19 protein-coding genes are annotated in these 20,631 nt (G+C 62.3%); 17 read left to right on the top strand and 2 right to left on the bottom strand.

Annotation, left to right across the window (positions count from 1 at the left end; genetic code table 11):
* The first annotated feature begins 249 nt into the window (after positions 1-249).
* The 4 genes from JCM7686_RS23205 to JCM7686_RS23190 are packed head-to-tail and all read left to right on the top strand — an operon-like array spanning position 250 to position 6,258.
* Entirely contained in the window at positions 250-1,317 is a 1,068-nt protein-coding gene (locus JCM7686_RS23205; RefSeq protein ID WP_020952731.1) for an HlyD family secretion protein, read from the top strand.
* Positions 1,314-4,055 carry a ribosome-associated ATPase/putative transporter RbbA gene (gene rbbA, locus JCM7686_RS23200; RefSeq protein ID WP_020952730.1) on the top strand — a complete coding sequence of 914 codons (2,742 nt, stop codon included), beginning with the start codon at positions 1,314-1,316 and terminating at the stop codon, positions 4,053-4,055. The genes JCM7686_RS23205 and rbbA overlap by 4 nt, the downstream gene beginning before the upstream one ends.
* 7 nt (positions 4,056-4,062) lie before the next feature.
* A complete protein-coding gene (locus tag JCM7686_RS23195; protein ID WP_020952729.1) occupies positions 4,063-5,175 on the top strand; it encodes an ABC transporter permease in 1,113 nt (370 codons plus the stop codon).
* Between the two features lie 6 nt (positions 5,176-5,181).
* Positions 5,182-6,258 (top strand): alpha/beta hydrolase, encoded by a 1,077-nt coding sequence (locus tag JCM7686_RS23190; RefSeq protein WP_020952728.1) that lies wholly within the window; start codon positions 5,182-5,184, stop codon positions 6,256-6,258.
* Between the two features lie 11 nt (positions 6,259-6,269).
* On the opposite strand, the gene JCM7686_RS23185 is transcribed toward JCM7686_RS23190, so the two are convergent.
* Positions 6,270-6,569 carry a hypothetical protein gene (locus JCM7686_RS23185; RefSeq protein WP_020952727.1) on the bottom strand — a complete coding sequence of 100 codons (300 nt, stop codon included), beginning with the start codon at positions 6,567-6,569 and terminating at the stop codon, positions 6,270-6,272.
* A gap of 131 nt (positions 6,570-6,700) precedes the next feature.
* On the opposite strand from JCM7686_RS23185, the gene JCM7686_RS23180 reads away from it, so the two are divergent.
* The 5 genes from JCM7686_RS23180 (at position 6,701) to JCM7686_RS23160 (ending at position 12,070) form a co-directional block, all read left to right on the top strand.
* Positions 6,701-8,458, top strand: a complete 1,758-nt coding sequence (locus tag JCM7686_RS23180; RefSeq protein ID WP_020952726.1) for a PHA/PHB synthase family protein — start codon at positions 6,701-6,703, stop codon at positions 8,456-8,458.
* Positions 8,459-8,462: 4 nt separating this feature from the next.
* On the top strand, positions 8,463-9,857 hold the full coding sequence (locus JCM7686_RS23175) for a bifunctional enoyl-CoA hydratase/phosphate acetyltransferase (RefSeq protein WP_020952725.1): 1,395 nt from the start codon (positions 8,463-8,465) through the stop codon (positions 9,855-9,857).
* Positions 9,854-11,023: an acetate/propionate family kinase gene (locus JCM7686_RS23170; RefSeq protein ID WP_020952724.1), complete on the top strand. Its 1,170-nt coding sequence runs from the start codon at positions 9,854-9,856 to the stop codon at positions 11,021-11,023. Before JCM7686_RS23175 ends, JCM7686_RS23170 begins: the two co-directional genes overlap by 4 nt.
* Positions 11,020-11,784 (top strand): enoyl-ACP reductase FabI, encoded by a 765-nt coding sequence (gene fabI / locus JCM7686_RS23165; RefSeq protein ID WP_020952723.1) that lies wholly within the window; start codon positions 11,020-11,022, stop codon positions 11,782-11,784. The genes JCM7686_RS23170 and fabI overlap by 4 nt, the downstream gene beginning before the upstream one ends.
* A 94-nt stretch (positions 11,785-11,878) precedes the next feature.
* Positions 11,879-12,070, top strand: coding sequence for a sodium/glutamate symporter (locus JCM7686_RS23160; protein ID WP_020952722.1), 192 nt, complete (start codon positions 11,879-11,881; stop codon positions 12,068-12,070).
* A 24-nt stretch (positions 12,071-12,094) separates the two neighbouring features.
* On the opposite strand, the gene JCM7686_RS23155 is transcribed toward JCM7686_RS23160, so the two are convergent.
* Complete coding sequence (locus tag JCM7686_RS23155; protein ID WP_013496757.1) at positions 12,095-12,706, bottom strand: recombinase family protein; 612 nt, start codon at positions 12,704-12,706, stop codon at positions 12,095-12,097.
* Positions 12,707-12,826: 120 nt separating this feature from the next.
* Between JCM7686_RS23155 and JCM7686_RS23150 the strand changes: the two genes are divergently transcribed.
* The 8 genes from JCM7686_RS23150 to JCM7686_RS23120 all read left to right on the top strand — a co-directional run bounded on the left by JCM7686_RS23150 (position 12,827) and on the right by JCM7686_RS23120 (position 20,427).
* Positions 12,827-15,709 carry a Tn3 family transposase gene (locus JCM7686_RS23150; RefSeq protein WP_013496756.1) on the top strand — a complete coding sequence of 961 codons (2,883 nt, stop codon included), beginning with the start codon at positions 12,827-12,829 and terminating at the stop codon, positions 15,707-15,709.
* Positions 15,710-15,791: 82 nt separating this feature from the next.
* Positions 15,792-16,439 (top strand): NADH:ubiquinone reductase (Na(+)-transporting) subunit D, encoded by a 648-nt coding sequence (locus JCM7686_RS23145; RefSeq protein WP_020952721.1) that lies wholly within the window; start codon positions 15,792-15,794, stop codon positions 16,437-16,439.
* Positions 16,436-17,038 (top strand): NADH:ubiquinone reductase (Na(+)-transporting) subunit E, encoded by a 603-nt coding sequence (nqrE, locus tag JCM7686_RS23140; RefSeq protein ID WP_020952720.1) that lies wholly within the window; start codon positions 16,436-16,438, stop codon positions 17,036-17,038. The genes JCM7686_RS23145 and nqrE overlap by 4 nt, the downstream gene beginning before the upstream one ends.
* Positions 17,035-18,252, top strand: a complete 1,218-nt coding sequence (gene nqrF / locus JCM7686_RS23135) for an NADH:ubiquinone reductase (Na(+)-transporting) subunit F (protein ID WP_020952719.1) — start codon at positions 17,035-17,037, stop codon at positions 18,250-18,252. The genes nqrE and nqrF overlap by 4 nt, the downstream gene beginning before the upstream one ends.
* Positions 18,233-19,189, top strand: a complete 957-nt coding sequence (locus JCM7686_RS24240; RefSeq protein ID WP_020952718.1) for an FAD:protein FMN transferase — start codon at positions 18,233-18,235, stop codon at positions 19,187-19,189. Before nqrF ends, JCM7686_RS24240 begins: the two co-directional genes overlap by 20 nt.
* A 9-nt stretch (positions 19,190-19,198) precedes the next feature.
* Entirely contained in the window at positions 19,199-19,363 is a 165-nt protein-coding gene (gene nqrM / locus JCM7686_RS25145; protein ID WP_148292724.1) for a (Na+)-NQR maturation NqrM, read from the top strand.
* Entirely contained in the window at positions 19,356-19,757 is a 402-nt protein-coding gene (locus tag JCM7686_RS23125; RefSeq protein ID WP_020952717.1) for a CBS domain-containing protein, read from the top strand. The genes nqrM and JCM7686_RS23125 overlap by 8 nt, the downstream gene beginning before the upstream one ends.
* Positions 19,758-19,782: 25 nt before the next feature.
* Positions 19,783-20,427, top strand: coding sequence for a nitroreductase family protein (locus JCM7686_RS23120; RefSeq protein ID WP_020952716.1), 645 nt, complete (start codon positions 19,783-19,785; stop codon positions 20,425-20,427).
* Positions 20,428-20,631: the final 204 nt, after the last annotated feature.

Below are 20,631 nucleotides of genomic sequence, written 5' to 3'. Positions count from 1 at the left end.
GTGTTCGTCCGGTGACTCTGACGCGAAGAAACTGTGAATGTTCTCGGAGCAAAGGCGCAGCACAATGCGGCCCTGCCCGGGGCATGTTGTCTAGCTGTTTTATCGCCAGCGAACAACCAGCAGCTAAATTTTGTAACAGAGATACAGATTTCTGCCGTGTCATCAAGCGTTGACAGCGGGCGAGCGCAGGGTGAAAACCGCAACGGGACAGGCGCAAAGTTCCCATCAGCAAAGCATCAGAGGCAGGTCATGGCAAACCCCGGCAGGAACACCATTATTCTGGGCGGCCTTGCCGTTATCGCCGCGCTTGGCTGGCTGGCCTGGGACCGGCTGCAGCCTGCCGCACTGCCTGCCGGATTTGCCAGCGCCAATGGTCGGATCGAGGCGACCGAGGTGGATATCGCGGCGCTGACCGGCGGTCGGATCGCCGAGATCACCGCTGCCGAGGGTGATCTCGTCAGCGCAGGCGATGTGCTGGTGCAGATGGATGTGGTGCAGCTGAACGCGCAAAAACGCCAGGCCGAGGCGCAGCTGGCCCGTGCGGAAATCGGGGTAGAGACCGCAAAAGCACTGGTCGCCCAGGCCGAGGCGCAGGAGCGTGCGGCCCTGGCGGCCGTTGACCAGGCAGGCTCGGTCGCCGAGGCGGCGTCGCTCAGACTGGAGCGGTCCGAGCAACTGGCGAAGAGCAATGCCATCTCGCAGCAGGTGCTCGATGATGACCGCGCCCGGGACGCCCAGGCTCGCGCCGGGGTGGCCTCGGCCGAAGCCAGCCATGCGGCAGCGCTTGCAGGTGTCAGCAGCGCAAAGGCGCAGGTAGTCGATGCAGGCGCAGCGGTTGAGGCGGCGAGGGCTTCGATTGATGCGATCCAGGCCACGCTCGATGATGCCACACTGACCGCGCCGCGCGGCGGGCGCATCCAGTATCGCATCGCCCAGGAGGGCGAGATTGTGGGGTCGGGCGGGCGGATCCTCAGCCTCGTTGATCTGGGCGATGTCTATATGACCGTTTTCCTGCCGACCTCGCAGGTCGGGCGGGTGCAGGTGGGATCCGAGGTGCGCCTTGTGATGGATGCGGCGCAGGAACTGGTGATCCCGGCCACGGTCTCCTATGTCGCCGATGTGGCGCAGTTCACGCCGAAGACGGTCGAAACTGCAGACGAGCGCGAAAAGCTGATGTTCCGCGTGCGCGCCCGCATCGACCCCGAGCTGCTCTCGCGCCATATCGAATATGTCAAAACCGGCCTGCCGGGCATGGCTTATCTGCGGCTTGACCCGAATGCCGCCTGGCCCGACTTCCTCGCCAATGTCGTGAAATGACCGGGCCCGTTTCTGGCGCCGTTGCCGCGGTCACTGGCCTGACCTTGCGCTATGGCAAGGTCACGGCGCTGGACGATGTGACGCTGGAGATCCCCTCGGGCCGGATGGTCGGGCTGATCGGGCCGGATGGAGTGGGGAAGTCGAGCCTCTTGTCCCTCATGGCTGGCGCGCGCGTGATCCAGGCCGGCACGGTCGAGGTGCTGGGCGGCGATATGCGCGATGTGGCGCATCGTAACCGCGTCTGCCCCCGCATCGCCTATATGCCCCAGGGTCTGGGCAAGAACCTCTATCCGACGCTTTCGGTTGAAGAGAACCTCGATTTCTTCGGCTCGCTTTTCGGTCATGACAAGGCGGAACGCGAACGCCGGATCACCGACCTGCTGGCCGCGACCGGCATGACGCCGTTCCGAGCGCGTCCGGCGGCCAAGCTCTCGGGGGGCATGAAGCAGAAACTGGGTCTGTGCTGCGCGCTGATCCATGATCCGGATTTCCTGATCCTCGACGAGCCGACAACCGGCGTCGATCCGCTCTCGCGCCGCCAGTTCTGGGATCTGATCGACCGCATCCGCATAACGCGGCCAGGGATGAGCGTCATCACCGCCACCGCCTATATGGAAGAGGCCGCGCGGTTTGACTGGCTGGTGGCGATGAATGCGGGCCGGGTGCTGGCGACCGGCACCACAGAGGATCTGCTGTCGCGGACCGGGGCGGATACGCTTGACGCGGCCTTCATTGCGCTTTTGCCCGAGGAAGACCAGGGGGAAGACAGTGCCGTTGTGATCCCGCCGCGCGCGGGCGGTGACAGCGCGATCGCTATCGAGGCCGAGGGGCTGACCCAGCGTTTCGGCGATTTCGTCGCGGTCGACAATGTGTCCTTCCGCATCCCGAAGGGCGAGATTTTCGGCTTTCTGGGGTCGAACGGCTGCGGCAAGACCACGACCATGAAGATGCTCACCGGGCTGTTGGAGCCGAGTGAGGGCCGGGCGAAACTCTTCGGCCAGGAGGTCGACGCGAGCGACCTTTCCGTGCGCCGCCGGGTCGGCTTCATGTCCCAGGCCTTCTCGCTTTATTCCGAGCTGACGGTGCGGCAGAACCTCGATCTGCACGCGCGGCTCTTTGATATGGCGGCAGAGAGGATCCCCGCCAGGGTCGAGGAAATGATCGCCCGTTTCGATCTGGGCGATGTGACCGACAGCCTGCCCGAGGCGCTGCCTCTGGGCATCCGCCAGCGGCTCTCGCTGGCGGTCGCGATGATCCACGCGCCCGAGATCCTGATCCTCGACGAACCGACCTCGGGGGTGGACCCGGTGGCGCGCAATGGTTTCTGGCGCATTCTGGCGGAGCTGTCACGCAAGGATGGCGTGACGATTTTTGTCTCGACCCATTTCATGAACGAGGCGGAATGGTGCGACCGCATCAGCCTGATGCATGCGGGCAAGGTTCTGGTCTCGGATACCGCCGAGGGCATCACTAGGGCCAAAGGCTGCGCCACGCTGGAAGATGCTTTCATCGCTTATCTGGAAGAGGCGATTGGCGAGGCGGCACCCAGGCCTGAGACCCCGTCGACCCCGACCCCGGCAGCCGGGGTGGCGCATCCCGCACCGCAATCCGGTTTCAGCCTGCGGCGCCTGCTCAGCTACTCTCGCCTCGAAAGCCTGCAATTGCAGCGCGACCCGATCCGGCTGACCATGGCGCTGGTCGGCAGTCTCCTGCTGATGATCGTGATCGGGCTGGGCATCAATATGGATGTCGAGGATCTGACCTTCGCCGTTCTTGACCGCGACCAGTCCACCACCAGCCGCAGCTATATCGCCGATATCGCGGGCTCGCGCTATTTCATCGAACAGCCAGCCCTGGCGAGCTACGATGAGATCGACGCCCGGATGCGGTCGGGGGAACTGGCGCTCGCGATCGAGATCCCGCCCGGCTTTGCCGCCGATATCGCGGCGGGCAGGAATGTGCAGGTCGGCGCCTGGTTTGACGGTGCGAACCCCACCCGCGCCAATACGGTGCAGGGCTATGTCCAGGGCATGCATGGCGACTGGATCATGCGGCAGGCACGCGAGCTTTACGGCGATGCGGCGACCAGCGGCAGTTTCGATCTGGTGACCCGCTACCGCTACAACCCCGATGTGCGCAGCCTGAATGCGATGGTGCCGGCGATCATCCCGCTATTGCTGCTGATGATCCCCGCGATCCTGACCACGCTGTCGGTCGCGCGCGAACGCGAGTTGGGCTCGATCATCAATTTCTACGTCACCCCGGTGACGCGGCTGGAATTCCTGATCGGCAAGCAGCTTCCCTATATCGCGCTGGCCATGCTGAACTTCTTCCTGATGATGGCGATGGCGGTCACCTTCTTTGCGGTGCCCTTCAACGGAAGTTTCCTCGGCTTCACCCTTTCGGCGCTGATCTATGTCACCGCGACCACGGCACTTGGCTTTCTGGTATCTGTCTTTATCGCAAGCCAGGTCGCGGCGCTTTTCGCCACCGCGCTTTTGACCATGATCCCGGCAGTCAGCTATTCTGGCCTGATTGATCCGGTCTCGTCGCTTTCGGGCTTTGGCCGGGTGCTGGGTGAGATCTACCCCTCGACCTGGTTCATCACCGCCGCGCGCGGATCGTTTTCCAAGGCCTTCGGGCTGGCGGAGCTGGCCGGGCCGATGCTGGCCATGGGGATCGCCGTGCCGGTGATCATTGGGCTGGCGGCGATTTTCCTGCAAAAACAGGCGAAGTGAGGGGCGGATGAACCTGCGCAACACCTTCAATCTGGGCGTCAAGGAATTGCGCGGGCTCTGGCGCGATCCGGTGATGCTGGTGCTGATCGTCTATTCCTTCTCGCTTTCGGTCTGGACCTCGTCAAATGCCGCGCCCGAGGCGCTGACCAATGCCGCGATCTCGATCGTGGATGAGGACCAGTCGCATCTCTCCTCGCGCATCACCTCGGCCTTTTACCCGCCTTATTTTGTCGAACCGCAGATGATCACCACGGCCGGGATGGATCAGCGGATGGATCAGGGCCTCGACACTTTCGCGCTGAACATCCCGCCGGATTTCGCGCGTGATGTGCTGGCGGGGAAAAGCCCGGCGATCCAGCTGAATATCGATGCGACACGGATGAGCCAGGCCTTTACCGGCGGCGGCTATATCCAGCAGATCGTGTCGTCAGAGGTCTCGGAATATGTCGCAGGCTACCGGGCCGCGACCGCGCTGCCGGTCGATCTGGCGCTGCGCGCGCGCTATAACCCTTCGCTTGATCCGAAATGGTTCGGGGCGATTTCCAGCGTGATCCAGTCGATCACCATGCTGTCTTTGGTGCTGACCGGGGCGGCGCTGATCCGCGAGAAGGAACATGGCACGGTTGAGCATCTGCTGGTCATGCCCGTCACCGCGACCGAGATCATGTTCTCGAAGATCTGGTCGATGGGGCTGGTGGTGCTGCTGGGCTCCGCCTTTTCGCTGGTCATGGTGGTGCAGGGGCTGATGGCGATGCCGGTACAGGGCTCCGTCCTGCTGTTTCTTGCGGGCGCGGTGCTGATGGTCTTCGCCATGACCGGCCTTGGTATTTTCCTTGCGACCGTTGCGGGGTCGATGCCGCAATTCGCGCTTCTTCTCATGATGGCACTTTTGCCGCTGCAGGTGCTGTCGGGCGCGATGACGCCAAGGGAATCCATGCCCGAGATCATCCAGACCATCATGCTCGCAGCTCCGAACACGCATTTCATCATCCTCTCGCAAGGGATCCTGTTTCGTGGTGCGGGGCTGGATGTGGTCTGGCCGCAGTTCCTTGCACTGGCGGCGATCGGCGTGGTGCTCTTCCGGCTGGCGCTGATCCGGTTCCGTAAATTCCTGAGGTGAGGCCGGATGCTACCCCGGATACTCCTGATCGTGACTTTGGCGCTTGCGGGCTGCAATTCCCGTCCGGGGCCCGAGGTTCTGACCCCTGACACTTCACAGCCTCCTGCGGGGGCCCGCATCGTCAGGGTTCTTGCCGTGACAACCCGCGCGCCCGAGGCGCAGACGCCCGGCAGCTATGGCGCCACCCGCGCCGCCAGCCCGGGCTGGCTGTCCTATGAAGTCTCGGTGCCGCCGGGGCATCAGCCGGGGCAGATCGAATGGCCGGATCGCAGCAGCAGCGCCGCCCGGAATTTTGTGGTGCGCAGCCAGACACCGCTCAGCCGCGAGGGTTTCGCAAAGCGCCTGCCGCGCGAAGGGGTTGGGCTTTATATCCACGGCTTCAACACCCGCTTTCACGAGGCCTTGTTCCGCACTGCGCAGCTTTCGGTCGATGCACATATGGAAGAGGAACCGATCCTCTTCACCTGGCCCTCGGCGGGCAATGCGGGCGCCTACCTGGCTGATCGTGATGCGTCTGATTTCTCGCGCGCGGCGCTGGCCGATCTGCTGCGGCTTCTGACAAAGGACCGGTCAGTGTCAAAACCGGTGCCGGTGCTGGCCCATAGCATGGGCGCGCGGCTGACGATGGAGACACTGGTGCAGCTGCGCCTTGCCGGGCGGGGCGATGTGCTGGATCGGATCGAGCTGATCCTCGCCGCGCCGGATATCGATATCGACCTGTTCCGTGCTCAGATGGCGAGCGTTGGAAAGATGCGGCATCCGATCACGGTTCTGGTCGCATCGGATGATCCGGCGCTGAAGATCTCCTCCCGGCTGGCGGCACGGCGGATGCGGCTTGGCCTTGCCGATGTGCATGATCCGGCGATCCAGCGCCTCGCCGTAGAGAGCGGCATTCGCATTATCGATATCACCGAAGTCGAGACCCGTGATCCCGCCCATAGCCGCTATGTTGGCCTGATTTCCGGCGAGGCCGGAACCGCAGCCGATGTGACGTTATTCGGCGAAATCAGACAGGCCGGGGCCTTCGTCTTCAATCAGTTCGGCGGCGCGCTCAATAGTATAGGGGGAGCACTGGCCGAGTGACCGGGTGCCGGTCAGGCCGATTTCGGCGCGAGCGTCATCAACCGCGTCATCGCCTCAAAGCCGCGCTGCGCGCTGTTTTGCCAGTAATCCGTCACAATCGCCGAGGTCGCGACCGGCGATTCCGCGCTTGCCAGCAGATGCAGAAGCTTTGCCTGCTCATCTGCCGCCTCTGCCAAAATCGCACAGCCTTCCTGCCAGATCTGCGGCGCGAGGATTGCGCTCTTCCGGGCGGCCTCAAGCATCTGACGGGGAAGAGACAGCGGGTCACTGTTGAACCCGGCGGTGGTTTCTGCAGCGGTTTGACTGCTCATTGCGATATGTCTCCTGCATAGGGTGCTACACGCAATGAGTGTGCAAAGGAAAAGTCATACACTCTTTGATCTCGATCAACATGTGTTGATAACCCTGTGTTAACCTCTGCCGGCAAAGCTGGAGACGCGAGATGGCACTTCCCCCGAAATCAGACCGCCAGGACACTTCGTCGGAGGAAGCTCTCGGCATCGAGGCCTTCCAGGCCTTTGACCGTATCCGCGAGGCGCTTTCGGGCCAGCTTACGGGGGGCATTTCGCCCGGTTCACTGATGATGGCTTATGCCGACTGGGCCTTTCATCTGGCCCAGGCACCCGGCAAGCAGGCGGAACTTGGCGTCAAGGCGGGGCGTAAATGGCAGCGCCTGCTGGCGCATCTGATGTCTTCCGCGATGGATCCCGGGGCCGCGCCGGTGATCATGCCATTGCCAGGCGACCGCCGTTTCGCAGATGAGGCCTGGGCGAAACCGCCTTTCAGCTGGATGTCGCAGGCGTTTTTGCTGCAACAGCAATGGCTGCATAACGTCACCCATGAGGTGCCTGGCGTCACGAAGCACCACGAGGATGTGGTGTCCTTTGCTGCGAAGCAGATGCTCGATATGTTTTCGCCCTCGAACAATCCTTTCACCAATCCCGAGGTGCTGGCGCGGACCTGGGCCACGGGTGGCATGAACCTTGTGAAGGGCTGGCAGAATTGGCTGGAAGACACGACCCGCCAGATCTCGCACGCGCCGCCCGAGGGGGCCGATGCCTTCACGCCGGGCCGCGATGTGGCGGTAACGCCGGGCAAGGTGATCTTCCGCAATCATCTGATCGAACTGATCCAATACACGCCCGTGACCGAAACCGTGCATCCCGAGCCGGTGCTGATTGTGCCGGCCTGGATCATGAAATATTATATCCTCGACCTCAGCCCGGAAAACTCGCTGATCCGCTGGCTGGTGGCGCAGGGCCATACGGTTTTCGCGATTTCCTGGCGCAATCCGGGCGCAGAGGACCGCGATCTGACGCTGGAGGATTACCGGCAACAAGGCGTGATGGCGGCGCTTGATGAGATCACCCGCCTGGTGCCCGATCAGAAAATCCATGCCACCGGCTATTGTCTGGGCGGCACCTTGCTGTCGATTGCGGCGGCCGAGATGGCGGGGCAGGGGGACGCGCGCCTCGCTTCGCTGACGCTGCTCGCCGCGCAGGTCGATTTCACCGAACCGGGCGAGCTGGCGCTGTTCATCGACCCGAGCCAGCTGCATTTCCTTGAAAGCATAATGTGGAACCGCGGCTATCTTTCCGCCGATCAGATGGCCGGGGCGTTTCAGTTGTTGCGCTCGAATGATCTCGTCTGGTCCAGGATGGTGCGCGATTACATGATGGGCGAGCGGGCGGAGATGACTGATCTCATGGCCTGGAATGCCGACAGCACCCGGATGCCTTACCGCATGCATGCCGAATATCTGCGCAGGCTTTATCTGGAAAACGAGCTTTCCTCGGGCCGCTTCACCGCCGGGGGTCAGCCGGTTCTGTTGCAAAACATCCGGGTGCCGGTCTTTGCGGTCGGGACCGAGCGCGATCACGTCGCGCCCTGGAAATCGGTCTATAAGATCCACCAGTTCACCGATTGCGAGGTGACTTTCGCGCTGACTTCGGGCGGGCATAATGCGGGGATCGTGTCTCCTCCCGGCCATCCGCGCCGAAGCTTCCGGCTGGCGACCCGCGCCCATGGCGATGCGCTTTTGCCGCCCGAGGTCTGGAGCGACGCCAATACTCCCACCGAGGGGTCCTGGTGGACCCCCTGGCAGGCCTGGCTTGCCGCACATTCCTCCGCGCCCGCAGCGCCGCCCGCCACGGGTAAGGCGCTGGCTGATGCGCCCGGCACGTATGTTTTTCAAAGGTGATATGATGAGCCATAACCTCACCAACCATCTGTTCCACCAGATGAAGATCGGCGACCGTGCCAGCCTCAGTCGCCATGTCGGCCCCGAGGATATCGCGCTGTTCGCAGCCGTTTCGGGTGATGCGAACCCCGCCCATCTCGATCCCGGCTTCGCCGCGCATGGGCCTTTTGGTCATGTGGTAATCCACGGCATGTGGACGGCTGCGCTGATCTCGGGGGTGCTTGGCACCCGCCTGCCCGGGCCGGGGACGATCTATCTCGACCAGCAGATCCGCTTTCTGAAACCGGTCGCGCCTGGCGATACTGTCACCGCCGAGGTCGAGGTGGTCGAACTGATCGAGGGTAAGAACCGTGTCCGCCTTGCGACCACCGCCCGCAATCAGCGTGGCGAGGTGGTGCTTTCGGGCGAAGCGCTGGTGCTGGCGCCGGTTGAGCAACTGACCTGGGTGCCCGGGCACCTTCCCGAGGCGGTCATCTTGCCGAAAGGACGCTGGCAGGGCTTTATCGAAGAGGCCCGGGCCCTGCCGCCGGTGCGGGCGGCGGTGGTGCATCCCTGTTCGAAATCCGCGATCCTGGGCGCGGTCGAGATGAGGGATGAGGGGCTGCTGGATCCGGTTCTTATCGGTCCCGGCGCAAAGATCCACGCAGCCGCAGTGGAGGCCGGGGTCTCGCTCGATGGCTTCCGGATCGAGGAGACGGAGCACAGCCATGCGGCGGCGACGCGGGCGGTGGAACTCGCGGCGAGCGGTGAGGTGCAGGTGCTTGTGAAGGGCAGCCTGCATTCCGATGAGTTGCTGGCGGCGGTGGTCTCGAAGACCGGGGGCCTGCGCACTGAACGCCGTATCAGCCATGTCTACGCTATGGATGTGCCCGCCTATGGCAAGCCGGTGATCGTGACAGATGCCGCGATCAATATCGCGCCGACCCTGGAGCAGAAGCGCGACATCTGCCAGAATGCGGTCGATCTGATGCGGCTTCTGGGGCGCGATCAGCCGAAGGTCGCGGTGTTGGCGGCGGTCGAGACCGTCAACCCGATGATGCCCGCGACACTGGACGCGGCCGCGCTGACGGTGATGGCCGCACGCGGCCAGATCACCGGCGCGCTTGTCGACGGGCCGCTGGCCTTTGACAATGCGATCAGCCCGGAGGCGGCGGCGACCAAGGGCATTGTCTCGCAGGTGGCAGGAGAGGCCGATATCCTGCTGGTGCCGGATCTTGAGGCCGGGAATATGCTGGCAAAACAGCTGATCTATTTCGCAGGGGCGACGGCGGCGGGGCTGGTGCTGGGCGCGCGGGTGCCGATCGTGCTGACCAGCCGCGCCGATCCTTTGTCGGCCCGTATCGCCTCGGCCGCGCTGGCGAAACTGGTCGCGATCCGCAAGGCGGAGGCGAATGCATGACCCGCGATCTGATCCTGACCTTCAATGCCGGGTCTTCGACCATCAAACTGGGCTTTTACGCGCTGGAGATCGCCGGGCCGCGCCCGCTGGCCTCGGGCGTGATCGACTTCCGCGATGAGCCTTTTGCGATCCGCCTGAAACGGGATGGTGAGACCCTGACTGGCCCGATCACCGCTGATCCCGGCGACCTGACGGCGGTGCTGAACCAGGCCTTCGCCTGGCTGGCAGAGCAGTTCGATCTGTCGCGGCTCGCCGTCATCGGGCACCGCGTGGTGCATGGTGGCGATGTCTTCAAAGGCCCGGCGCGGATCACCGATCAGGTGATCGCGCAGATCGACGCGCTGGCGAGGCTGGCGCCGCTGCATCAGCCGCAAAGCCTCGCGCTGATCCGGGTAATGCGGGCGCTTTACCCGGACGTGCCGCAGACGGCCTCGTTCGATACGGCCTTTCACGCGACCAACCCGCCCCTGATGCGCCGCTTTGCGATCCCGCGCGCGCTTTATGACCGGGGGATCAAGCGCTACGGCTTTCACGGGCTGTCCTACCACTATATCGCCGGACAGCTGGGCGATCTGGGGCCTGAGGCGAAGGTCGTTGCCGCGCATTTGGGCAGCGGCGCCAGTCTTTGCGCCATTCATGCCGGCATCAGCATCGACAGCTCAATGGGGTTCTCGACGCTCGACGGCATCCCGATGGCGACACGTTCCGGCGCACTTGACCCCGGCGTGATCCTGCATCTGATGGGCGAAATGGGGCAAAGCCTGAAACAGGTCGAGTCCATGCTTTACCGTGAAAGCGGCCTTCTTGGCGTGTCGGGGTTCGAGGCTGACAGCCGTGAGCTGATGGCCAGTCCGCGCCCCGAGGCTGCGGAGGCAATCGACCTCTTTTGCCTGCGCATCGCGGGCGAGGTGGCGCGGCTGGCCGCCAGCATGGGCGGCATCGATGCCATCGTCTTCACCGCAGGGATCGGTGAACACCAGCCCGACATCCGCGCCCGCGTGGCCGCGCGTCTGGCATGGGTGGGGGCCGATCTTGACCCAAAGGCCAATGCGGCGGGTCTGCGTCGGATCAGCAAGGCAACCAGCCGCGTGAAACTCCTCGTCATTCCGACCGATGAGGAAAGCATCATCGCCCGCGAAGCAGCAAGCGAGGGAACAGAGACATGATTGATCTGACGGGCAAACGCGGCCTCGTGGTCGGTGTGGCGAATGAGGTGAGCATTGCCGCCGGCTGCGCCCGGGCTTTTCGCGCGGCAGGGGCAGAGCTGGCGCTGACCTGTCTGAATGAAAAAGCGCGGCCCTGGGTGGCGCCGGTGGCCGAAGAGGTGGGCGCAGACTTGCTGCTCTCTTGCGATGTGCGCGAGCCGGGCCAGCTGGAAGCGGTGTTTGACCGTATCACCGCCGAATGGGGGCGGCTCGACTTTCTTCTGCATGCCATTGCCTTCGCGCCAAAAGAGGACCTGCAGACCAGCGTGGTCAATGCTTCGGCCGAGGGATTTGCGACGGCGATGGATGTCTCCTGCCATTCCTTCCTGCGCATGGCGCGGCTGGCGCGGCCTTTGATGCGGGCGGGTGGTGCGCTGATCACCGTCAGCTTTTACGGCGCGGATCGGGTGGTGGAGAATTACAACCTCATGGGTCCGGTCAAGGCCGCGCTGGAGGCCTCGGTCCGCTATACCGCCGCCGATCTGGCAGGTGAGGGGATCCGGGCTTATTCGCTTTCCACCGGTCCGGTCAAAACCCGCGCCGCCTCGGGGATCGGGCGGTTCGATGCGCTGATGGATGAGGTTCGCGCTCGCACGCCTTCCGGCAAACTGGTGAGCATTGAAGAGATCGGCGCGCTGGCGGCCTTTCTGGCCACCGAGGCCGCGAGCCCGATGAGCGGATCGGTGATCTATGCCGATAATGGATTTCACACCACCGCCTGAGGCAAGCGCATCGACCCGCCCTTGACCGGGGCGGGGATCCGGGGCAAAGCAAAAAATCAACAACAGTTGATAATATCATGACAGGCCCGACCGCGTGTCCTTCTTTTCGGTACATCCCTTCCTATCTTTCAATCTCGCCGTGGTCCTGCTGATCGCAGGCAAGATCCTGACGCTGAACCTTGACCTCCTGCGCCGCTATTCGATCCCGGAGCCAGTGGCGGGCGGTTTTCTCTGCATCGCGGTGACGGGGACCCTCTGGGCAGTGTTCGATCTGAGGGGGGTCTGATGCCGGAGAGTGCAGAATCCTACGCTAAGCGCTGAGAACCCGTTTCCCGTAATCGCGTAGATTGCCGTTCGGGTCGACATATCGGTAGAGTGTGACCGGTTTGACCCCCAATTCCTTACAGAGTTCTGAAACCGATGTGTCGCGGCTAGCCATTGCGGCCTGAGCCATGCGGACCTGCGCTTTCGTCAGCGCAAACTTTCTTCCTCCCTTTCGGCCGCGCGCGCGGGCGGCTTGGAGCCCCGCCATCGTGCGTTCGCGGATCAACTCGCTTTCAAATTCGGCAAGCGCAGCAAAGATGCCGAATGAAAGCCTTCCAGCCGCAGTCGTTGTGTCAATCTGCGCCCCTTGCCCGGTGAGAACTTTGAGGCCAACGCCACGCTCGGACAGCATGCTGACGGTTTTGACAAGGTGGTGGAGGCTGCGCCCCAAGCGGTCGAGCTTCCACACGATCAGCACATCCCCCTCACGCAATGCTTTGAGGCAGGCCTCCAGACCGGATCGGTCATCCTTCTTGCCGGACGCCAGATCTGAGTAGATCTGGTCCTCCTCGACGCCGGACGCGATCAATGCATCTCGTTGCAAGTCGAGGGACTGGCTGCCGTCAGCTTTCGAAACCCGCGCATAGCCGATCAGCATGTTTCACAAACGTTCGTTTGAGGTGTTCTGGAAAGCGGCGCGCTTTCGGCCATCCGAACAATTCCTTATTCAATATCTTAATCATCAATACGCAAACCATATGTAGAAAGCAAAAGAAATATGGCGCATCGTACTATCCTCACCGAGCGTCAGCGCTCAGTACTTTTTGATCTTCCGATCGATGAAACGGCGATGTTGCGCCACTACATCCTTGCGGACGACGATCTGGAAATCATCCGCGCCCGCCGCCGCCCCCACAATCGTTTTGGGTTTGCTCTCCAGCTTTGCGCATTGCGCTATCCCGGTCGGTTGTTGACCCCGGGCGAGGTCATTCCAATGGAGATCACGCGCTTCCTGGCTGCACAGCTTGGGCTGAAGTCAGACGATCTGGCTGGATATGCAAGCCGCGAAGAAACGCGTCATGAACATCTGGCGGCCCTGCGGGATCTCTATAGCTACAAGATGTTCACTGGCCGAGGATCGCGCGACCTGAAGGCCTGGCTGGAGAGAACAGCCGAAACTGCCCGGTCGAACGAGGACTTGGCGCGGCGTTTCGTGGAACAATGCCGGGCGACCCAGACCATTCTCCCAGGGATCACGGTTATCGAACGCCTTTGCGCGGATGCACTCGTTGCTGCAGAGCGACGGATCGACGCTCGGATTGCCGACCGGCTGGATGATGAGATGTGCAGCCGACTTGACGCCTTGCTGACGGAAATGGCGGACGGTTCTGTCACCCGCTTTGTCTGGCTGCGCCAGTTTGAGGTGGGCCAGAACTCGGCCGACATGAACCGGCTGCTCGGCCGGTTGGAATTCTTGCAGACCATGGCCGTGGACCGAACCGTCCTGTCGGGTGTGCCGCCCCACCGTATCGCGCGCCTCCGACGGCAAGGTGAACGTTACTTCGCCGGAGATCTGCGGGATATCTCCGGCGACCGCCGCCTTGCCATCCTCGCGGTCTGCGCTCTGGAATGGCGCAGTGCCATTGCCGATGCCGTGGTCGAAAGCCATGACCGGATTGTGGGGAAGACGTGGCGCGAGGCGAAACGCGTATGCGATGCTCGGGCAGATGACGCCAAGGCTGCTTTGAAAGACACCTTGCAGGGCTTCTCAAATTTTGGATCAGCTCTGCTGGAAGCACATGAAGATCAGGCCTCCCTGATCGAGGCCATTCAAAACGCCGGAGGCTGGTCATCGCTGAGGGGGCTTGTTTCCACCGCCGCCCAACTGACCGACACATTGGCGGCTGATCCACTGGCACATGTTGTTCACGGGTATCATCGCTTCCGACGCTATGCGCCGCGCATGCTCCGGGCGCTCGATATTCAGGCGGCCCCGGTGGCCGAACCGTTGCTTGCCGCCGCCGACATCGTCGCGGGTACGGAAACGACAACTACCCGGCCACTGACCTTTCTGCGCCGGGCTTCGAAATGGCATCGACACTTGAATCACGACGATGGGAACCGGCTTTGGGAGGTGGCGGTCCTGTGCCACCTACGCGACGCATTCCGTGCCGGCGACATCTGGCTCGCACATTCCCGCCGGTATGGTGATCTCAAGGACGCGCTGGTTCCGACGGAAGTTGCCAGGGCCACGCCAAAACTGGCCATGCCGTTTGAACCGGAGCTCTGGCTCGCGGATCGAAAATCTCGCCTAGCAGATGGCTTGGAACGACTGGCCCGCGCCGCCAGGGCGGGTGCCATTCCGGGAGGTTCTATCGAAGATGGCGTGCTCAAGATCGACCGTCTGACGGCCGCTGTCCCCGAAGAGGCCGATGCCATGGTGCTCGATCTCTACAACCGCCTGCCAGAGATCAGGATCACAGACCTCCTGCTCGAAGTGGATGACGAGATCGGCTTTACCGAGGCCTTCACCCATCTGCGCACCGGCGTTCCATGCAAAGACAGGGTCGGCATGTTGAACGTGCTGCTGGCTGAGGGGCTGAACCTTGGCCTCAGCAAAATGGCTGGGGCCACGAACACCCATGATTATTTCCAGCTCTCGCGCTTGTCGCGCTGGCATGTGGAAAGCGAGGCGATGGCACGCGCCTTGGCCATGGTGATCGAAGGTCAATCTGCCTTGCCGATGGCCCGGTTTTGGGGCGCAGGGCAGACCGCTTCGAGCGACGGGCAATTCTTCCCGACCACGCGCCAGGGCGAGGCGATGAACCTGATCAACGCCAAATACGGCCATGAACCCGGTCTGAAAGCCTATACCCATGTCTCTGACCAGTTCGGCCCTTTCGCCACCCAGACCATCCCGGCCACGGTGAACGAGGCCCCTTACATCCTGGACGGCCTGTTGATGACAGACGCAGGTCAGAAAATCCGCGAACAGTATGCCGACACGGGCGGCTTTACCGACCACGTCTTCGCCGTCACTGCCCTTCTGGGCTTTCAGTTCATCCCCCGCATCCGGGATCTGCCATCCAAGCGCCTCTACCTCTTCAATCCGGCATCCTGCCCGAAAGAATTGAAGGGGTTGATCGGCGGCAAGGTCAGGGAACCTGTCATCAGCTCGAACTGGCCCGACATCCTACGCGCAGCGGCCACCATGGTGGCGGGCGCGATGCCGCCAAGCCAACTCTTGCGAAAATTCGCTGCATATCCCCGACAGCATGAACTTGCGGTCGCATTGCGCGAAATCGGCCGGATCGAACGGACGCTGTTCATCATCGATTGGCTGCTGGATGCCGACATGCAACGCCGTGCCCAAATCGGCCTGAATAAGGGCGAAGCGCATCATGCGCTGAAAAACGCCCTGCGCATAGGGCGCCAAGGTGAAATCCGTGATCGAACAGCCCAAGGCCAGCACTTCCGAATGGCCGGGCTGAACCTCCTCGCCGCCATCATCATTTACTGGAACACCAGACATCTCGGTCACGCTGTCGATAGTCGCCGCAGTGATGGTTTGGACTGCTCAGCAAACCTTCTGGCGCATATTTCACCCCTCGGGTGGGCGCACATCCTTCTCACCGGTGAATACAGGTGGCCCAAAAGATGACCAAACGGCCTTAGCGTAGGATTCTGCACTCTCCGGCATCAGACCCCTTCATGGACAATCTGCGCAAAGGGGAGGCCGGGCTGTGAAGCAACTGACCGATCCGCTGATCGACAAGAATCCGGTCGCCGTCCATATCCTCGGCATCTGCTCGGCGCTGGCGGTGACGACCTCGATGGCGACGGCGCTGACCATGTCGGTCGCGTTGACCGTGGTGGTGACTCTGGCGGCGGGCCTCATCTCGGCCCTGCGCAGCCATATTCCGAACCAGATCCGGATCATCGTGCAACTGACGATCATCGCAACACTGGTGATATTGGCCGATCTGCTGTTGCAGGGATTCGCCCATGACATGAGCCAGCGGCTGACGGTTTTCGTGTCGCTGATCGCGACCAACTGCATAGTTCTGGGTCGGACAGAGGCCTATGCTATGCATAACCCGCCGTTGCCCTCGATGATCGACGCGCTTGGCAATGGGCTTGGTTATTCGCTCGTGCTGATGAGCGTGGCCTTCATCCGCGAGCTGTTCGGCGCAGGCAGCCTGTTCGGCACACAGATCCTGATCACTCAGGCGCAGGGCGGCTGGTTCGTGCCGCTGCGACTAATGCTGCTGGCCCCTTCGGCGTTCATCATACTTGGCCTCCTGGTCTGGGCCCTGCGCAGCTGGCGCGGGCGACTGGCCGAAAAACCTGATTTCGCCCCACGCGATACCGGATCGGAGGCATCGTCATGATCGACCTCTTCCAGCGTTCCATTTTTGAGGAAAACCTCGCACTGTCGTTCTTCCTAGGCATGTGCACCTTTCTTGCGGTGTCACGGCAGGTGAAGACTGCCTTTGGCGTCGGCATCTCGCTGATCGTGGTGCAGGGTCTGTCGGTGCCTCTCAATCACCTGCTTTACGCGTGGGTACTGGCACCCGGCGCGCTGGCATGGGTCGGATTTGGCGATCTCGATCTGAACTTCCTGCGACTGATTACCTTTCTAGGCATCGTCGCCGCTATGGTACAGGTGCTGGAAATGGTTCTGGACCGTTATGCGCCCGCGCTGCATGCCGCCATGGGGATCTATCTACCGCTGCTGGCCATCAACTGCGCGATCATTGGCGGTAGTCTTTTCATGGTCGAGCGTGACTACGATCTGACGCAAAGCACGGTGTACGGTATCGGCACCGGCATTGGTTGGGCGCTTGCGATCACCGCATTTGCCGCCATTCGCGAGCGGCTGCGCTATGCTGATATGCCGCGTGGGCTCGAAGGGCTTGGCGCCGCCTTCATAGTCGCCGGGATCATGTCGATGGGCTTTTCCGCATTCGTGGGGGTCAGTCTGCCGTGACCGAGATCCTGTTCGCCCTGATATTTCTGACCGGGCTGACCATCCTGCTGGCCTGGGCCTTACAGAAAGCCCGCGCCCAGCTGCTGCCCTCACGCCCAGTGGTGCTCACCCTGAACGGCCAGCGCCGGATCGACGGGCAAAGTAACGAGAAACTGCTAGACCTGCTGAACGGGGCCGGCGTGCCTGTCCCATCTGGCTGTGCCGGACAGGGCACCTGTGGCCTATGCCGGGTCTCGGGCGTCACCGGCACGCAGGGGCCGCTGGCGACCGAGACTGCGCGGCTTTCCCCTGCAGATCTGCGAGCAGGCGTGCGGCTGGCTTGTCAGGTTACGGTGCGCGGAGATATGGCCGTAAACGTACCCGAGGACGTGCTGGGTTCGGTCAGCCATATCTGCCGCGTAACTAGCATTACCAGTCTGACGCCCCTGATCCGCGAAATCGCCCTGGCTCTGCCCGAAGGTGCCTCATTCGATTTCCAAGCGGGAAACTTCGTTCAGGTGACCGCCCCTACCTATCGTCGCGCCTATTCCGATATCAACCAGCCCGCAGCGTTCCGTGAGGAATGGGAACGGCTGGGCATCCTTGATCTTGTGGCACAGTCCGCAGCGCCGGTCTCGCGCGCCTATTCGGTCGCCTCACGTCCGCAGGACGAGGGTTCGGTCGTACTGAACATCCGGCTGGCAACGCCGCCACCCGGAAATCCAGATGTGCCGCCCGGGATTGTTTCGTCATGGCTGTTCGGTTTGAAGCCGGGGGATGTGGTCGAAATCGCTGGTCCCTACGGCGAATTCCGCGTGCAAGACACGGAAAAAGAGATGGTCTTTATCGGCGGCGGCGTCGGCATGGCACCATTGCGGGCGATGATCCATGAACAGCTTAGCGCCGGGACCGGGCGTCAGATCAGCTTCTGGTATGGGGCTCGCTCAAAGGCAGAGCTGTTCTATGCCGATGAGTTCGAAGAACTCGCCCGGCAACATCCGAATTTCCGCTGGACGCCCGCACTGTCGCAACCCTCAAGAGGTGACGACTGGCAAGGCGCCACCGGGTTCGTGCATGACGTGGCCTATGTCAGTTATCTGAAGGATCACTCTGCCCCCGAGGATTGCGAATACTATCTTTGCGGCCCGCCCCTGATGATCCAAGCGGTGCGAGCCGTGCTGGACGATTGCGGTGTCGAACCGGAGGACATTCACAATGACGATTTCGGGATCTGAGCCGATGCGACCGACCCGCCGCAGCGTATTGTTCGGGATCGCCCTTGCTGGCCTGCCGCTGCCGGCATTCGCAGGCAGCCGAACCCGTCTTTCGGGGCGTGCATTCGGCACCACCTGGACCGTCATTTCTGCAGTGCTACGCGATCCGGTTGCCATTACCGACCGCATTCGCACCGCTCTTACCGCCATAGATACCGAGATGAGCCCCTTTCTCCCGGATAGCGCCCTGTCACGCTTCAATACCGGATTACGGACGATTTCGGTTTCTGTGGATTTCGAACATGTGACGCGGGCCGCACTAGCGGTGGCTGCTACGAGCGGCGGAGCCTGCGACCCCAGCGTGGGTCCCGCCGTGCATCGCTATGGCTTTGGCCCAATCCGGGGCACATTCCGCGCAGGCGCGTGGCAGGCCATCCGCTGCGAGGGGGGCCAGCTGACAGCCGACGCGCCGGTAACGCTTGATCTTTGCGGCATCGCTAAAGGTTTTGCAGTGGACAAACTGACGGACATACTGGCGCAGGAAACAGATGATTTCATCGTCGAAATCGGCGGCGAAATCCGTGCCTATGGCAATTGGCCCGTTGGTATCCTCAATCCGCTGACGGGCAGTGTGCATAGCCGCATCCGCCTGTCCTCAAATGCCGTGGCGACCTCGGGCGATGCCATCAACGGGTTCTATCATGGCGGGCGGCGCTGGTCGCATGTGATTGACCCTGCAACCGGGCAACCGGTGTCGAACGGCATCGCCTCGGTTTCCGTCATTGCCCCCGATGCGATGCGCGCCGATGCGATGGCGACCGCGCTGATGGTGATGGGCGAAAACCAAGGGATCGCCTTTGCAGAGGCCCAGAACCTTGGGGCGCTTTTCCTGATCCGCGACGGCAATGGGTTACGCGCACGCCATAACGCGGCATTCGCCGCACGTCTGATAAGATAGGAGCCGGCGATGCAGACACTGGTGTTCACATTACTGATCTTTGCTCTTGCCATGTTGGGGCTGAGCTTGGGCGTCATGTTCCGGCGTACGCCGATCAGGGGATCGTGCGGCGGGCTTGCCTGTCAGAACGCCTGTCACGCCTGCCCGAAAAGAAAGGGGGACAAGCATGAGTGACACGATCGCCCGCGTCAGGGATTACATGGTGACCGACCTGGTCACCCTGAGCCCGGAGACTGAGATCATCCGTGCCATCACGACCCTGCTCGATGCCGGAGTTTCCGGCGCATGCGTCCTGGACGACGAAGGCAATCTCGTGGGGGTACTCTCAAAGCGCGATGGTCTGAAAGCTGCGCTTTCCGCCGCCTATTACAAAGAATGGGGCGGCACGGTTGCCGATCTGATGTCGACTGAACTTGAGGTCTTTGACGCAAATCTGGATCTCGTTTCTGCCGCGGAGCGGTTCGTCAAGTCCGCCTTCCGCCGCTTCCCGGTGGTCGAAGAAGGCAGGCTACTCGGACAGGTCAGCCGTACCGATGTGCTGCGTGCGCTGTCACTGCAGTGGCGCTGAACAGTTTCAAAGAGGAGAGAAAGCCATGAATGACCTGAACCGCCGTCGCTTTCTGGCGACATCCGCCGCAGCCCCAATGGCGCTGGCCGCCACCGTCGTTCCAGCATCCGCCGCCATCGGGGATGTGACACTTCAAGCAGCGCTTGAGGGCCGCCAATCCGTGCGACGTTTCGGCTCGGCCCCTGTGGCGCAGGATGCCCTGTTGCGGCTGCTTTGGGCAGCAAACGGCGTGAACCGACCGGACAGCGGCGGCCAGACCGCGCCTTCCTGGCGGTCGGGGCATGATACAGTGATCTACCTCGCGACCGCCGAGGGGCTGTTCAGACATGCCCATGAGACGAACACCCTGGACAAGGTAAGCGATACGGATATCCGGGCGATTTCCTCGGACAGCGCCTTTGTATCGCGTGCACCCGCCCTGCTGATTTACGTCTCGGACGGCGAAAAGTTGCGCGCAGCCGCAGAAGGTGCTGACGATCAGGCTCTGGCTGTGGGTGCGCATGTCAATGCAGCAGTCGCAGCGCAAAATGTCTATCTGGCCTGCGTTGCCGAAGCCTTGGGCACCTGCCTGATTGGTGGCGCAGCCAACCGGCAGGCCATCGCAGAGGCGTTGGAACTGCCCTCAAACTCGATCGTGACCTATATCCAGCCAATTGGCGCGCCCCGGTAGGACTATTTTCTAGAGAATGTCCTATTAGCAGGCCCATTGAGTCAGAACTTAAGATCTGCCTAAGTAGATTGCGATGTCATACAAGGGGTGCAGGGCTTCATTACCTGCGCCCTTTGAGTATGAGAACGGCGGTGCGAAATTCGTCCACGGAAGCGGCGGCATGATGCGGCTGCGGGCGGTTTAAAAGTCGTCCACTTTTCCCTT

It is taken from the genome of Paracoccus aminophilus JCM 7686, assembly GCF_000444995.1.
Lineage (GTDB): Bacteria > Pseudomonadota > Alphaproteobacteria > Rhodobacterales > Rhodobacteraceae > Paracoccus > Paracoccus aminophilus.
This window is presented reverse-complemented; position numbering and strand designations above follow the sequence as displayed.

Coding starts and splice junctions, on each gene's coding strand:
- JCM7686_RS23195 (WP_020952729.1), top strand. CDS start 4,063: ATGAACCTGCGCAACACCTTCAATCTGGGCGTCAAGGAATTGCGCGGG.
- JCM7686_RS24240 (WP_020952718.1), top strand. CDS start 18,233: ATGACGATTTCGGGATCTGAGCCGATGCGACCGACCCGCCGCAGCGTA.
- JCM7686_RS23120 (WP_020952716.1), top strand. CDS start 19,783: ATGAATGACCTGAACCGCCGTCGCTTTCTGGCGACATCCGCCGCAGCC.
- fabI (WP_020952723.1), top strand. CDS start 11,020: ATGATTGATCTGACGGGCAAACGCGGCCTCGTGGTCGGTGTGGCGAAT.
- JCM7686_RS23150 (WP_013496756.1), top strand. CDS start 12,827: ATGGCGCATCGTACTATCCTCACCGAGCGTCAGCGCTCAGTACTTTTT.
- nqrM (WP_148292724.1), top strand. CDS start 19,199: ATGCAGACACTGGTGTTCACATTACTGATCTTTGCTCTTGCCATGTTG.
- nqrE (WP_020952720.1), top strand. CDS start 16,436: ATGATCGACCTCTTCCAGCGTTCCATTTTTGAGGAAAACCTCGCACTG.
- JCM7686_RS23155 (WP_013496757.1), bottom strand. CDS start 12,706: ATGCTGATCGGCTATGCGCGGGTTTCGAAAGCTGACGGCAGCCAGTCC.
- JCM7686_RS23180 (WP_020952726.1), top strand. CDS start 6,701: ATGGCACTTCCCCCGAAATCAGACCGCCAGGACACTTCGTCGGAGGAA.
- JCM7686_RS23185 (WP_020952727.1), bottom strand. CDS start 6,569: ATGAGCAGTCAAACCGCTGCAGAAACCACCGCCGGGTTCAACAGTGAC.
- JCM7686_RS23125 (WP_020952717.1), top strand. CDS start 19,356: ATGAGTGACACGATCGCCCGCGTCAGGGATTACATGGTGACCGACCTG.
- JCM7686_RS23190 (WP_020952728.1), top strand. CDS start 5,182: ATGCTACCCCGGATACTCCTGATCGTGACTTTGGCGCTTGCGGGCTGC.
- rbbA (WP_020952730.1), top strand. CDS start 1,314: ATGACCGGGCCCGTTTCTGGCGCCGTTGCCGCGGTCACTGGCCTGACC.
- JCM7686_RS23170 (WP_020952724.1), top strand. CDS start 9,854: ATGACCCGCGATCTGATCCTGACCTTCAATGCCGGGTCTTCGACCATC.
- JCM7686_RS23175 (WP_020952725.1), top strand. CDS start 8,463: ATGAGCCATAACCTCACCAACCATCTGTTCCACCAGATGAAGATCGGC.
- JCM7686_RS23205 (WP_020952731.1), top strand. CDS start 250: ATGGCAAACCCCGGCAGGAACACCATTATTCTGGGCGGCCTTGCCGTT.